Origin of the sequence: Burkholderia sp. AU33423 (assembly GCF_002223135.1) — a bacterium.
Lineage (GTDB): Bacteria > Pseudomonadota > Gammaproteobacteria > Burkholderiales > Burkholderiaceae > Burkholderia > Burkholderia lata_D.
Map to the genome: position 1 here is coordinate 391991 of NZ_NKFH01000009.1, position 12740 is coordinate 404730.

15 protein-coding genes are annotated in these 12740 nt (G+C 66.3%); 3 read left to right on the top strand and 12 right to left on the bottom strand.

Annotated elements, in window-relative coordinates; genetic code table 11:
* Positions 1 to 34 precede the first annotated feature (34 nt).
* The 4 genes from CFB50_RS34770 to CFB50_RS34785 form a co-directional block, all read right to left on the bottom strand.
* Positions 35 to 1429, bottom strand: coding sequence for a sodium:solute symporter family protein (locus tag CFB50_RS34770; protein ID WP_089433924.1), 1395 nt, complete (start codon positions 1427 to 1429; stop codon positions 35 to 37).
* An 84-nt stretch (positions 1430 to 1513) separates the two neighbouring features.
* Positions 1514 to 1711 (bottom strand): DUF3311 domain-containing protein, encoded by a 198-nt coding sequence (locus tag CFB50_RS34775; RefSeq protein ID WP_085040323.1) that lies wholly within the window; start codon positions 1709 to 1711, stop codon positions 1514 to 1516.
* 259 nt (positions 1712 to 1970) lie between these two features.
* Entirely contained in the window at positions 1971 to 3092 is a 1122-nt protein-coding gene (locus CFB50_RS34780) for a Fic family protein (RefSeq protein WP_089448956.1), read from the bottom strand.
* A gap of 94 nt (positions 3093 to 3186) precedes the next feature.
* Positions 3187 to 4104 (bottom strand): LysR family transcriptional regulator, encoded by a 918-nt coding sequence (locus tag CFB50_RS34785; protein WP_089448957.1) that lies wholly within the window; start codon positions 4102 to 4104, stop codon positions 3187 to 3189.
* A gap of 128 nt (positions 4105 to 4232) precedes the next feature.
* Here CFB50_RS34785 and CFB50_RS34790 point away from each other — a divergent pair, with 128 nt between their 5' ends.
* Both CFB50_RS34790 and wrbA read left to right on the top strand, forming a co-directional pair.
* Positions 4233 to 4958, top strand: a complete 726-nt coding sequence (locus tag CFB50_RS34790; RefSeq protein ID WP_069249852.1) for a pirin family protein — start codon at positions 4233 to 4235, stop codon at positions 4956 to 4958.
* A 61-nt stretch (positions 4959 to 5019) separates the two neighbouring features.
* Positions 5020 to 5622 (top strand): NAD(P)H:quinone oxidoreductase, encoded by a 603-nt coding sequence (gene wrbA, locus CFB50_RS34795; protein ID WP_089448958.1) that lies wholly within the window; start codon positions 5020 to 5022, stop codon positions 5620 to 5622.
* A gap of 91 nt (positions 5623 to 5713) precedes the next feature.
* On the opposite strand, the gene CFB50_RS34800 is transcribed toward wrbA, so the two are convergent.
* The 8 genes from CFB50_RS34800 to CFB50_RS34830 form a co-directional block, all read right to left on the bottom strand.
* On the bottom strand, positions 5714 to 6019 hold the full coding sequence (locus CFB50_RS34800; RefSeq protein ID WP_089448959.1) for a hypothetical protein: 306 nt from the start codon (positions 6017 to 6019) through the stop codon (positions 5714 to 5716).
* 235 nt (positions 6020 to 6254) lie between these two features.
* Positions 6255 to 6989: an LrgB family protein gene (locus tag CFB50_RS34805; protein WP_089448960.1), complete on the bottom strand. Its 735-nt coding sequence runs from the start codon at positions 6987 to 6989 to the stop codon at positions 6255 to 6257.
* Positions 6986 to 7357 (bottom strand): CidA/LrgA family protein, encoded by a 372-nt coding sequence (locus CFB50_RS34810; RefSeq protein WP_089448961.1) that lies wholly within the window; start codon positions 7355 to 7357, stop codon positions 6986 to 6988. The genes CFB50_RS34805 and CFB50_RS34810 overlap by 4 nt, the downstream gene beginning before the upstream one ends.
* 267 nt (positions 7358 to 7624) lie before the next feature.
* Complete coding sequence (locus CFB50_RS34815) at positions 7625 to 8659, bottom strand: alpha/beta hydrolase (protein WP_089448962.1); 1035 nt, start codon at positions 8657 to 8659, stop codon at positions 7625 to 7627.
* Positions 8660 to 8716: 57 nt separating this feature from the next.
* Positions 8717 to 9142: an organic hydroperoxide resistance protein gene (locus CFB50_RS34820; RefSeq protein ID WP_046547194.1), complete on the bottom strand. Its 426-nt coding sequence runs from the start codon at positions 9140 to 9142 to the stop codon at positions 8717 to 8719.
* Between the two features lie 227 nt (positions 9143 to 9369).
* Positions 9370 to 9936: a TetR/AcrR family transcriptional regulator gene (locus CFB50_RS34825; RefSeq protein ID WP_089448963.1), complete on the bottom strand. Its 567-nt coding sequence runs from the start codon at positions 9934 to 9936 to the stop codon at positions 9370 to 9372.
* A 477-nt stretch (positions 9937 to 10413) separates the two neighbouring features.
* Positions 10414 to 10869 carry a hypothetical protein gene (locus CFB50_RS39265; RefSeq protein WP_144020743.1) on the bottom strand — a complete coding sequence of 152 codons (456 nt, stop codon included), beginning with the start codon at positions 10867 to 10869 and terminating at the stop codon, positions 10414 to 10416.
* A 90-nt stretch (positions 10870 to 10959) separates the two neighbouring features.
* Positions 10960 to 11556 (bottom strand): TetR/AcrR family transcriptional regulator, encoded by a 597-nt coding sequence (locus tag CFB50_RS34830; RefSeq protein ID WP_089448964.1) that lies wholly within the window; start codon positions 11554 to 11556, stop codon positions 10960 to 10962.
* Between the two features lie 142 nt (positions 11557 to 11698).
* On the opposite strand from CFB50_RS34830, the gene CFB50_RS34835 reads away from it, so the two are divergent.
* Positions 11699 to 12718: an alpha/beta hydrolase family protein gene (locus tag CFB50_RS34835; RefSeq protein WP_089448965.1), complete on the top strand. Its 1020-nt coding sequence runs from the start codon at positions 11699 to 11701 to the stop codon at positions 12716 to 12718.
* The last annotated feature ends 22 nt before the right edge of the window (positions 12719 to 12740 follow it).

Below are 12740 nucleotides of genomic sequence, written 5' to 3' on the forward strand. Positions count from 1 at the left end.
GATGCGGTTCTCCTTGCGGCGGAACGCCGATGCGTCAGGATACGGCGTATTGCTTCACGGGACGGCCATGCAGCATCACATGCACGGCCGCGACGACGAGCACGTTGACGACGAGGCACACGAGGCCGAGGTTGATGCCGCCGAAGTCGACATGGAGCACGTAGAAGATCATCGCGAGCACCTGGCCGCAGATCATCCCGGCCCCGACGGCGACGGGCCGCACCCGGCGCCCCGCGAGCAGGATCAGCACGCCCGGCAGGAACTGCGTGACGCCGTAGTACGTGGTGTTGATCAGCGTGAGCATCAGGTTCGGCGTGAGCATCGTGGTCGCGATCGACAGCAGCAGGTAGCCGACGATCACGTATTTCGCCGCGCGCTTCTGGCGCGACTCGGGCAGGTTCGGCATCAGGTTGCGCGTGACGATCGGCCCGATCGCGAGGCAGATGCCGGCCAGCACGAGCAGCCCCGACAACGCGGCGCCGGCCGCGACGAGGCCGATCAGCCAGCCGGGCAGCAGGTGCGTGACGGCGGCGAAGAACGCGTCGTTCGGCGACGCGAGCGTCAGGTTCGCGGTGATCGCGTAGTACGACGCGATCACGAGGAACGGATACATCAGCATGTACAGCGGCATCACGACCTGCGTACGCCGGATCGCGTCCGGCCCGCGCGCGGTGAAGAAATTCTGCGCGGCGAACGGCATCAGGTAGAAGCCGAGCGACTGGAACAGCATCGTGCTCATCGAGAAGCGCAGCTGCGATCCGCTCATCGTGTTGCTGACCTGCCGGCTCGCGGCGTCGAACACCGGATGCACGCCGCCCACCTGCCACGCGACGGCCACGCCCGTCACGACGATCGCGAGCAGCATCAGGATGTCCTTCAGGATCGCGATGTACGCCGACGCGCGCACGCCGGAGATCGCGATATAGGTGAACGCGAGCGCCGCGCACACGAGGATCAGGTACAGCGGCTCGACGTGCCAGCCGAGCCCCTTGAGCGCCGCGACGAGCCCGGTGAACTGCAGCTGGCCCCACGGGATCAGGAACAGGATCGATGCGCACGCAACGACCAGCTCGAGCCCGCGGCTGCGGTAATGGCCCTTGAACAGGTCGGGCAGCGTGATCGCGTTGTGGCGCTTGCCGGCCTCCCAGATCTTCGGGCCGACGAAATAGCCGATCGGGTAGGCGAGCAGGATGTAGCCGAGGAACCACACGCCGTAGGTCGGCCCTTTCGCGTAGATGCCGCCGGGGAAGCCGACCATCGTGCCGATGCTGTAGATCTCGCCGGCGGTCAGGAAGAACACGAGCGCCGTGCCGAACTGGCGCGACGCGACGAAGAAGTCATGCACGCTCTGCTTGCCGCGGCCGCGGCCGGATCGAATGGCGAGGTAGAGCGACAGCGCGATCAGCGCGGCGAAGACGACCGTGGACATGCGCACCTCTGCGAAGGAAAGGAATGCGTAGGGTTCGCCGGAAAGCGCGGGCGGCCGGCGGTCCGCGGGAAACGGATGCGTGCGCTAGGCGGCGCCGCTCGCGCGGCGGTCGAACAGCATCCAGCACGCGAACAGGCAGCCGGACGTCAGCACGAACCACGCGAAGATCCACATGAAGATGAACGGCACGCCCAGCACGTAGCGATCCTGCGCGGCCGCCCAGGGCAGCACGCCGATCACGCCGAGATACGGAATACCGATGCCGATCAGGTACCTGAGCATGCGTGTCTCCTCGAAAGCGGGTTCGTGCGAAAGGGGCCTACGCGGCGGCGACCGATGTCGCGTGGTCGACATCCACCGTCGAATCCAGTATTCGAAGACAAAAAGGCGCGGGATAGTGCCAGACGCGGGCAATCGCTTGGGCCAGTGGCCCGCGGACCGGTGCGGGCCGCCGCTGCCCGGTCAACGCGGAGGCGACCGGAGCGGCAACGCGACGTCGCTCCGCCTCGGACGACGCTTGCCGGCACGCCCCGGGCCGGCGTCAGCCGTCGACCGGCGCCAGCTCGTAACTCGTGCTCCGGCCGCCGGACGACGAGCGGCGCAGCACGCCGTGCTCGACGAGTTCGGTGATGTCCCGCAGCGCAGTGTCTTGCGAGCACTTCGCGAGCGCCGCCCACTTGGTGGAAGTCAGCTTCCCCTCGAAGCCGTCGAGCAGGCGATTCATGACCTTGACCTGGCGTGCGTTCATCGCGAAACCGGCGCAGCGTTGCCAGAAGCGTGCTTTCACCAGCACCGCGTCGAGCGTCGTGTGCGCGTGATCGATGGCCCTGCCGAGCGCGGTCAGGAACCACGCGAGCCATTCCGTGACGTCGAGCGAGCCGCGCTGCGTCCGCTCCAGCACGTCGTAATACGCGTTGCGCTCGCGCTGGATTTGCGCCGACAGGCTGTAGAAGCGCTGCGGACTGCGGTCGGCGCGCGCGAGGACCAGATCCCCGAGCGCGCGCGCAATCCGGCCGTTGCCGTCGTCGAACGGATGGAGCGTGACGAACCACAGGTGAGCGAGGCCGGCGCGGATCAGCAAGGGCTCGACCGGCTCGGCATTGAGCCACGCCAGAAAGCGCGCGGTCTCGCCGGCGACGCGCGCGGCGGGCGGCGCCTCGAAATGCACGCGCTGCCGGCCGATCGGACCGGACACGACCTGCATCGGCCCGGTGGCGTCGGTGCGCCAGCCGCCGACCGTGATCCGCGACATCCCCGAGTAGCCGGTCGGGAACAGCGCCGCATGCCACCCGAACAGACGGGCGTCCGTGACCGGCGCCGCCGAGTGGGTCGTCGCATCCAGCACCATGTCGACCACACCCTCGACGTGACGATCGACCGGCGCCAGCGCGCCGATATCGACGCCGAGCCGGCGCGCGATCGACGACCGCACCGACGCCACGTTCAGGCTTTCGCCCTCGATGGCGCTGGTCTTGACGACGTCTTCCGTCAGCGCGGCCAGGCTGGCTTCGTCGCGCAACGCCAGGCCGACATCAGCCAACCGCCCGGCCAGCATGCCTTGCGCACGGCTGACGTCGGCGAGTGGCGTCGCCAGTGCAGGGAGGTCGAAGCGCCACGTAGGCCAGTCGGCCGACTCCCAGATGTAGGTGCAATCTCCGCTCATGATGCGGAGATTATCCCACCGATTCACCGCATGACTCAATATTCTCCGCACATTCTGCGGAGAATAGCACCCTCATTCCCCGCAACCCTGCCCGTTACCGCGCCCGGCCGGCTCCGCCCTTCCCCGCCGGCGCAGCCTCGCCGAGCCGTTCCGCGAGAAACCCGATGAACGTGCGCAGCGTGACGAACCCTTCCCGATGCTGCGGAAACACCGCATTGAGCGTGATCGGCGACGGCGCATACGCGTCGAGCACCGGCACGAGCGCGCCACTGTCGAGCGCGCCGCCGACGATGAAGTCCGGCAGCAGCGCGATGCCGAGCCCCGCGATCGCCGCGTCGCGCACCACCTCGCCGTTGTTCGCGACCAGCGGCCCCTGCACGTCGAACGTGCGCGCCGCGCCGTCGACGCGGAATTCCCAGCCGATGCGCCGCTCGCGCCCGTACAGCACGCACGTATGGCCGGCGAGATCGGCCGGCGTCTGCGGCGTGCCCTGCCGCTTCAGGTAGGCGGGGCTCGCGCACGCAATCATCCGCCATGCGCCGAGCGGGCGCGCGATCAGCGTCGAATCCTCGAGCGACCCGATCCGCAGCACGAGATCGAAGCCCTCGCCGATCAGGTCGACGCGCCGGTCGGTCAGGTCGAGGTTCAGCCGCACGGCCGGGTGCGCGGACAGGAATTCGGCGATCAGCGGCGACACGTGCGTGATCCCGAACGACAGCGGCGCGCTGATTTTCAGCGACCCGTGCAGCTCGGTGCTGCGCACCGACATCGCCTGCTCGGCATCGGCGATCTCCGCGAGGATCCGCTGCGCGCGCGCATAGAACTCCTGCCCCGATTCGGTCACCGCGAGATTGCGTGTGTTCCGGTGCAACAGCCGCACGCCGAGCGACGCCTCCAGCGCCATCGTGCGCCGGCTGACGAACTGCTTGGACAGCATCAGCTGGTCGGCCGCCGCCGTGAAGCTGCCCGCATCGACCGTCGCGACGAAGATCCTGAGATCGTTGAGTTCCATATTGTCCACTCCATAGCGACAGTCATTATCGCCACAGCCATTTATTTGTCAAATCGATTGACCTAAGATTCATCTCAACGAACGGCCGGGCTCACTTCCGAGGTCCGGCGTCTTGAGGAACAAAAATCATGATCGAAACCCGTGCAGCAAACCAACGTGGCCGTGCGGAGCATGGCTGGCTCAGCTCCCGTCATACGTTTTCGTTCGCGAATTACTACGATCCGAAGCAAGTCGGCTTCTCCGACCTGCTGGTGATCAACGACGACCGCGTCGCCCCGGGCCGCGGCTTCGGCACGCACCCGCACCGCGACATGGAAATCCTGTCGTACGTGCTCGACGGCGCGCTGGAACACAAGGACTCGATGGGCACCGGTTCGGTGATCGTGCCGGGCGACGTGCAGCTGATGAGCGCCGGCACCGGCGTGCGTCACAGCGAGTTCAACCACTCGCCGGAACTGCCGGTCCACTTCCTGCAGATCTGGGTCGGGCCGGCCGAAAAGGGTGCCGAGCCGCGTTATCAGCAGACGAACGTCACGGCCGACGACAAGCGCGGCAAGCTCGCCCTCGTCGTCTCGCCGAACGGCGACGCCGGTTCGCTGAAGATCCGGCAGGACACGCGGATCTACGCGGGCCTGTTCGACGGCGATGAACGCGCGACGCTGGAACTGGCGCCGAACCGCTTTGCTTACGTGCACGTGGCACGCGGCAGCGTGACGGTCAACGGCGTGGCGCTCGGCGAAGGCGACGGCGTGCGCATCCGCGACGAACAGGCGCTGACGTTCGCCGACGGGAAGGATGCCGAAGTGCTGGTGTTCGACCTGCGTCCGGTCGAAGTAACGGCCGAGTGGGCATGACGCCCGTTCGGGAAACCGGGCCCCGCTGAACGCGGGGCCCTTTTAATCGGAGATTCGCAACATGGCCAAGGTTCTCGTTCTTTACTACTCGTCCTACGGGCACGTCGAAACGATGGCGCAGCACGTCGCGGAGGGTGCGAAATCGGTGCCCGGCGTCGAGGTCACGCTCAAGCGCGTGCCGGAAACGATTCCCGTCGACCAGGCCCGCGCGATCGGCGTGAAGGTCGACCAGGCCGCGCCGGTCGCGACGGTGGACGAACTCGCCGACTACGATGCGATCATCTTCGGCACGCCGACCCGCTTCGGCAACATGGCCGGCCAGATGCGCACGTTCCTCGACCAGACCGGCGGCCTGTGGATGAAGGGCGCGCTCGTCGGCAAGATCGGCAGCGTGTTCGCGTCGACCGGCACGCAGCACGGCGGCCAGGAAACGACGATCACGTCGTTCCACACGACGCTGCTGCATCAAGGGATGGTGATCGTGGGTGTGCCGTACGCATGCAGCGGCCTCGTCAACATGAACGAAATCACCGGCGGCACGCCGTACGGCGCGACCACGCTCGCGGGCGCGGACGGCAGCCGCCAGCCGAGCGCGAACGAGCTCGACATCGCGCGCTACCAGGGCAAGCACGTCGCGGAAATCGCGAGCAAGCTCGCGTCGTAACGCGGCGGCCCGGCCGTTCGGGCAGCCCCGCACATGCGCGAACGGCGCCGGTCGATCCGGCGCCGTTCGCACTGTGCCCGGGTTCCGGCCGTTACTGGCCCGATGCCGGGGCGGCCGGCGCTGCCTTCGTCGCGGGCGCCTTCTGCGCGGCGTTCTGCGGATAGTTGCTCTGGTCGTTGGTCAACCGGTAGCCGCTGCCCGTGCCGATCGCCTTCAGGTCCGACGCATGCCGCGCCCGGGCGGCCTTGCGGGCCGCCTTCTTCTGCGCCTTGTCGAGCTGCTTCTGCGTCGGCGCGGACGCCGGATCCTGCGCGTATGCCGCCGGCGCGGCGGCCAACAGCAGACCGAACGACGCCGTTACTGCTACTGCCACCGATACCACGCGAGACTGCTTCATGGCCGGATCTCCTTGTCGATTGTTGATAATGGGTCGAACACCGGCGCGCACACGACCGCTTGCGACATCGGCGCCGTTGCAACGTTAGCCGATCAGTATTCGGTTGTCCCTGTGCGTTCCTGAATTCTCCTGATAACGGCCACGATACATGCGCACGGCATGCGCCGCCGTTTCGGCGCCGCGCCGGCGCCATCAGGGAAACCGATAACCCGGCCGCGCCCGCCCCGGCCGGCGCTCAGATCCAGCGCGACAGCACCGGCAGCAGGATCGGCACGACGAAGGCCGTCAGCACGCCGTTCAGCCCCATCCCGAGCCCGGCGAACGCGCCGGCTTCCTCACTGACCTGGAACGCACGCGCGGTGCCGATCCCGTGCGACGCGACGCCGAGCGCGAAGCCGCGCACGGCCGGTTCGTCGACCCGCAGCGCATTGAGGATCCCGCGTGCGCACACCGCCCCGAAAATCCCGGTCGAGATCACGAGCACGGCGGTGAGCGACGGAATCCCGCCGATTTCGGCCGCGACGGCCATCGCGATCGGCGTCGTCGCCGATTTCGGCGCAAGCGACGCGATCGTCTGGTGCGACGCGCCGAACAGCGCCGCGATGCCGACCGCCGACACGATCGCGGTCAGCGAACCCGCGAGCAGGCCGACCAGCAGCGGCACCGCCGCGCGGCGCAGTTTCGACCACTGGCGGTACAGCGGCAGCGCGAGCGCGACGGTCGCGGGGCCGAGCAGGAAGTGGACGAACTGCGCGCCTTCGAAATACGTCGGATACGGCGTGTGGGTGACCGTCAGCAGCACGACGATCAGCGCGACCGCGATCAGCACCGGGTTCGCGAGCGGGTTGAAGCGCGCCCGCGCATAGATGGCCTGCGCGAGCAGATAGGCGATCAGCGTGATGGTCAAGCCCAGCAGCGGGGTCGCGGCGAGATAGACCCAGATCGCGCCGAGTGTCGGGAAGGCCGTCATTGCGTGCCCTCCGCCGCACCGCCCGCGCGCCGCTGGCGGCGCAGCAGCGCGCGCGTGACGAGCGCGGTCACCGCGATCGCGAGCGTGGTGCTCACCGCCAGCGCGAAGACGACCGCGACCGCATCGCCGCGCACGCGATCGGCCGACACCATGATGCCGACGCCGGCCGGCACGAACAGCAGCGACAGATGGCGCAGCAGCTCGAGCGCGGTGGGCTCGATCGCGTCGGCCACCTGCGGGCGCAGCATCACGAAGCCGAACAGCAGCAGCATGCCGATCACCGGGCCCGGCACCGGCAGGCCGAACAGGTAGGACACGCCTTCCCCGAGACACTGGAAGGTCAGCAAGACCGCGAACGCCTGCAGCATGAACCGCTTCTCCCGAACGGGGCCGCGCTGCCGGGCGGCCGCGCGACCGATGGCCGGCGGCTTGCGGCGCCGGCGTGAACGATACGCGCGATCGTACCAACAATGCCGGCGGCACGGGTGCGATCGTGCGCTGGCGCGAACGCCATTCAATCGTTTCAACCGTTTTGCCCGACCCACTGCCGGGCATGCACGAAACGCGCACACGCAAAAACGGCGGGCAACGTGCCCGCCGTCCTGTTGTTCCGATTCGAACGACCGTCGATCGCGTTACTTCAACCGCGTCGCGATTTCATTGGCCATCGCCTTCGTCGCGGCCTTCGTCGGCGCATCGTCGGCCAGCGCGTTCAGCAGGCCGAAGTCATGGATCGTGCCGTCGTAGCGCGTGGTCGTCGCGTCCACGCCGGCGGCGTCGAGCTTGCGGCCGTATGCCTCGCCTTCGTCACGCAGCACGTCGAACTGCGCGACCTGGATCAGCGCGGGCGGCAGCCCCTTCAACTGCGCGAGGCTCGCACGCAGCGGCGACGCGTAGATTTCGTTGCGTTGCGCTTCGTTCTTCGTATAGGCGTCCCAGAACCACTTCATCATCGGCCGCGTCAGGAAGTGGCCCTGCTGGTACGCGTTGTACGAACCCGTGTTGAAGTTGTGGTCCGTCACCGGCCACATCAGCCCCTGGAAGCGGATCGCGGGGCCGCCCTTGTCCTTCGCCATCAGCGCGACGACAGCCGACATGTTCCCGCCGACGCTGTTGCCGACCACCGCGAGGCGGCTGCCGTCGACGCCGATCTCCGCGCCGTGCGCGGCCACCCATTTCGTCGCCGCATACGCCTGATTGATCGCGACCGGGTAACGCGCTTCCGGCGACGGCGTGTAGTTCACGAACACCGCGACGGCGCCCGATTGCACGACGAGATCGCGCACGAGGCGCTCGTGCGTCGGGAAATCGCCGAGCACCCAGCCACCGCCATGGATGAACACGAATACCGGCGGTGTGCCCGTCACGCCTTGCGGACGCACGATCGTGACCGGCACCGACAGGCCGTCCTGCTCGATCGTACGATTGGACACGTCGATGCCGGACAGGTCGACCTTCACGCCGTTCTGCGCGTCGACCAGCACCTGGCGCGCCTTCGCGGGGCTCAGCGTTTCGAGGCCCGGGCCCTTCTGGCCGTTCAGCGCGGCGAGGAACGCGCTCGTCTTCGCATCGGGACCGACGGCATCGGCGCCCGCGGCGAACGCGGCAGGTGCGGTGGACAGTGCGGCTGCCACGGCGGCGGCGATCAGCAGCGGCTTGACGATCTTCATGGTGCAACTCCTTGGTCGAATCTTTGAATGGCGATGGATGGTTGGCAGTACGATTGATCAGACGAGCGTGAGCGTGACGTCGATGTTGCCGCGCGTCGCGTTCGAGTACGGGCAGACGACGTGCGCGCGGTCGATCAGCGTTTGCGCGACATCGCGATCGAGGCCCGGCAGCGAGATCTTCAGTTCGACTTCGATGCCGAAGCCGTTCGGGATCGCGCCGATGCCGACGCTGCCTTCAATCGCGGCGTCCGCGGGGATCGCGATCTTGTCGCGCGCCGCGACGAACTTCATCGCGCCGATGAAGCACGCGCTGTAGCCGGCGGCGAACAGTTGCTCGGGGTTCGCGCCCGCACCGCCCGCGCCGCCGAGCTCGCGCGGCGTGGTCAGCTTCAGGTCGAGGCCGCTTTCGGGCACCGTCGCACGGCCGTCACGGCCGCCGGTGGCTTTTGCATGGGCGCGGTACAGCACTTTTTCGATCGACATGACAGACTCCTTTTTCAGCAAATGAATGAAACAGCCTTCGAACCGGGAACCGCGTGCCGGCGGCTTCTTCGCCGGCTTCGCATCTGTTTATCTACTCATAGATAGATAAACGTTCCCAAAAAATGCAGAGAATCGATTCCTCTGCGCCAGCCATCTATCTACTACATGATAGATAACAAGATTCAATGAAAAGGCGGCGGACCGCCCCACCGCTCGCGCGCCGCCCGTCAGGACCGCGCTTTCCAGACGGCCTCGACATCCTCGAGACGCGCCCGCGTATGAAACAACCGACTGGCCAGCACGCTGCCCTGGAACGCCGCGTACAGCGTGCGCGCGGCCGTGTCCGGCTCGCCGCTGAACTGCAGCGTGCCTTCCTTCGCGCCTTGCGCCAGCAATTCCGCGAGCCAGCGCTCGTTGGCCGTGAAGAACGCCTGCACCGCCTGCCGAACGTTCTCCGGCAACGTTTCGATGTCGGACGCGAGCATCCCGCACAGGCAGATCAGGTTGCCGTCACCCAGCGTGCGGCCGAACATCTTCGTGTACAGGCTCAGCTTCACGTCGGCCGGCAGCGCCGGATCGATCGCCCGCACGGCCGCGAGGACTTCGTCGCTGTAGGCCGCCACCGCTTCCAGCACCAGATCGTCCTTCGACGGGAAGTAGTAGTGGATGCTCGACGTCTTCACGCCCACCAGGTCGGACAGGTCTCGATAGCTGAAGCCGTTGTAACCGCGCTGCATCATCAGCGTGATCGCGTGGTCGAGAATCTGTTCGCGGACGGTCGGTTTCGTTTCCATGGATCGAACTTTATCTACTCATAGATAGATAGTCAAGGACTTTTTTAAGGGCGCGATGCGGGGCCCGCCCGGCGACCCGCTAGGGCGCCGGCACAATGGCCACCCAATGGGCGCGCCAAGTTTGGCATCCGCTTTCCTCGCCTGTCGTAGTGATGGCTCTCGTTTCTTCCGCGGTCGCTCGAGGCCCGCGGGCTTTGATGCTTTCCTTCGCGAATTGTCCAGGTACGTACTACCTCGTGATGACTTCCGTGGTTGTCTCGGACACCGGGCGCTCTCCAGCCGAATCGACCAGATTGACGGATTGCTCCTGACGTATGCATGTCAGTCCAGTCCTCGGTACTGCTCGTGAAGCGGTGATTCTTGCGGGACAGCGCGCCCTGATTGCCTTGAGCAAACTCCAGGCGCGCGCCATTGATAACGCATCACGCCTTACTGATGCACCTGTCAGTAAGGCGGCCCCACGGTTGCCAGGAAAATTCAAGCCGAAGAAGAAAGTAAATCTCTAACCGACTTGGTAACAAGGCCTTCCCGAAACCTTCCTGCACGATATGCATCAGCAATCGCTTGCTCATTGGCAAACCGTTTCAACTCCTCTCCAACTTCACTTGCCAGTAGACCGAGGAACACTTCGTATTCCCTGGGCTGCCCCATATCGTCAAGCGCCCCCGCCCCGACGATCAACTCGCGATGCTGTGCAAACAAGCGGTCGAGCCGAAAGTACATGTGCGACTGTTCGATGCGGCTTATTTCATCGGTTCCGATCCGGTCAATGCAAAATCCCACATTGACGAACCACTGTTGACCAAAACCCTTTTCCACTCCGATTGCAACTTTTGCTCCATTTCCAGAAAAGCACATTAAATTACCTCGCCGGATGAAACCGCATTGCATGAGAGACTCAAATATGCCTTGCTTGAATTCGCTTGACTTCATCGCTTATTTGCCCGATAGACAACGATTTCCAGAGCGTGTTGCCAACCCCCTATCAACTTTCCTAACTTTGTCGTGGCGGCACCGACATACCTACTGCGGCTTCAACATCCGTTGAATGATCGTCCGCAGCATCGCCCGGTGCGCGCGCGGCTTGAACCCCGGCTCGAACACGACGCGCCCAACCGCCCCTTCCGCGAGCGCGAGCAGCCAGGTCGCGACGAGATCGGGCTTCAGGCTGCCGTCGATCTTCCCTTGCGCGACGCCGCGCTTGATCAGCGCGACCATCCGCCCTTTCACCTGCGCCTCGTTCGCCGCGAACAGCGCGGCGACGTCCGGATTGCGCGTCGCCTCCGCCGCGGTCTCGACGCTGATGCGCGCATAGACGGGATCGCTCGACAACTCCATCAATGCCAGTGCGATCTCCTCGATCGCAGTCAGCGCATCGTCGGCGTCCGCATGCCGTGCGAACAGTTCGGCCATCTCGCGCTGGTCCTCCTGCGCGACCGCCTCGATGATCGCCGCCTTCGTCGGGAAATAGTGGAACAGGTTGCCGGGGCTCATGCCGGCCGCCTTGCAGATCGCGGCCGTGGACGTCGCATGGAAGCCGTCGCGTGCAAAACAGTCGATCGCGGCGTCCAGGATCTGGCGCCGCTTCGCTTCCGCTCTTTCAGGGTCGATCTTTCTCAACAGGCACTCCGTGCTAGACGATGACTCGAATCTTTATTAGACTGATTAGTCTATCTATTATCGTGGCGACGTCCTGCAGGCGTCAAGGCATCGTGTCCATGCCGCCTGCGACCTCCGCTCACACCACCGCTCCGAGGGCCTCTTGAAACGAATCGCCATTGCCGGCATCGCGCTCGTCCTGCTCCTGCTGGCCGCGGTGGGGGCAATCGCGTTGCGCGGCCTGTCCGATTTCGAGCTGAAGGGCGCGGAGGTATCGACGCTCGCCTTCCACGCCGGCGACGCCGACCTCGTCGGCACGCTCGCGCTGCCGGCCCACGCGCCCGATGCGCCGATCGTGCTGCTCGTCCACGGCGACGGGCCGCGTACGCGCTTCTCCGACGACGCGATGCTGCCGCTCGTCAACAGCCTGCTCGACGCCGGTATCGGCGTGTTCGCGTGGGACAAACAGGGCACCGGCCGCAGCGGCGGCGACTGGCTCGCGCAATCGATGCAGGACCGTGCGAACGAAACGATCGCCGCGATGGCGCGCGTGCGCGCCGCCGTCGGTCCCGCGCACAAGATCGGCCTGCTTGGCTTCTCGCAAGGCGGCTGGGTGATTCCGCGCGTCGCGAATGCGGTGCGGCCCGCGTTCTCGGTAATCGTCGGCGGCGCCGTCAGCTGGCGCCGGCAAGGCACCTACCTGACGCGACAGCAGCTCCAGGCAACCGGCCTGCAGCCGGATCGAATCGATGCGACACTGGCCGCCGAGCGACGCGCCAACGACGCGATCTTCGGCCAGGCGGACGTGCCGGCCGATCCGCGCCGCCGCCCGGACATCGAGCCGCGCCGCTTCGGCTTCATCGCGCGCAACTACCTGGAAGACGCATCACAGGCGCTCGCGACGATGCAGGGGCCGGTGCTGGCCGTGTGGGGCGCGCAGGATCGCAATGTCGATCCGGTCGACGAGGCGAACATTTACACGCATGCGTTCGCGAACCGGCCCGACCGGCGCGTGGTGGTCGTGCCCGGTGCGACGCATGCGCTGCTGCGCGCCAGCTGGTTCGACTACCAGCTCGAGTCCGACTGGCCGACGTGGAAGCAGTGGCTGTACACGGCGCTCGGGCGCGATGCCTATGCACCGGGCACGCTCGGGCCGATCGAAACGTGGATCCGGGCGCAGTGAACACGTGTGCAACACGGCGTCG

Bases quoted from the DNA above. Each gene is read 5' to 3' on its own strand.
- CFB50_RS34775 (WP_085040323.1), bottom strand. From the start codon at position 1,711: ATGCTCAGGTACCTGATCGGCATCGGTATTCCGTATCTCGGCGTGATC.
- CFB50_RS34780 (WP_089448956.1), bottom strand. From the start codon at position 3,092: ATGAGCGGAGATTGCACCTACATCTGGGAGTCGGCCGACTGGCCTACG.
- wrbA (WP_089448958.1), top strand. From the start codon at position 5,020: ATGGCCAAGGTTCTCGTTCTTTACTACTCGTCCTACGGGCACGTCGAA.
- CFB50_RS34825 (WP_089448963.1), bottom strand. From the start codon at position 9,936: ATGGAAACGAAACCGACCGTCCGCGAACAGATTCTCGACCACGCGATC.
- CFB50_RS34820 (WP_046547194.1), bottom strand. From the start codon at position 9,142: ATGTCGATCGAAAAAGTGCTGTACCGCGCCCATGCAAAAGCCACCGGC.
- CFB50_RS34790 (WP_069249852.1), top strand. From the start codon at position 4,233: ATGATCGAAACCCGTGCAGCAAACCAACGTGGCCGTGCGGAGCATGGC.
- CFB50_RS34810 (WP_089448961.1), bottom strand. From the start codon at position 7,357: ATGCTGCAGGCGTTCGCGGTCTTGCTGACCTTCCAGTGTCTCGGGGAA.
- CFB50_RS34785 (WP_089448957.1), bottom strand. From the start codon at position 4,104: ATGGAACTCAACGATCTCAGGATCTTCGTCGCGACGGTCGATGCGGGC.
- CFB50_RS34800 (WP_089448959.1), bottom strand. From the start codon at position 6,019: ATGAAGCAGTCTCGCGTGGTATCGGTGGCAGTAGCAGTAACGGCGTCG.
- CFB50_RS34805 (WP_089448960.1), bottom strand. From the start codon at position 6,989: ATGACGGCCTTCCCGACACTCGGCGCGATCTGGGTCTATCTCGCCGCG.
- CFB50_RS39265 (WP_144020743.1), bottom strand. From the start codon at position 10,869: ATGAAGTCAAGCGAATTCAAGCAAGGCATATTTGAGTCTCTCATGCAA.
- CFB50_RS34770 (WP_089433924.1), bottom strand. From the start codon at position 1,429: ATGTCCACGGTCGTCTTCGCCGCGCTGATCGCGCTGTCGCTCTACCTC.
- CFB50_RS34815 (WP_089448962.1), bottom strand. From the start codon at position 8,659: ATGAAGATCGTCAAGCCGCTGCTGATCGCCGCCGCCGTGGCAGCCGCA.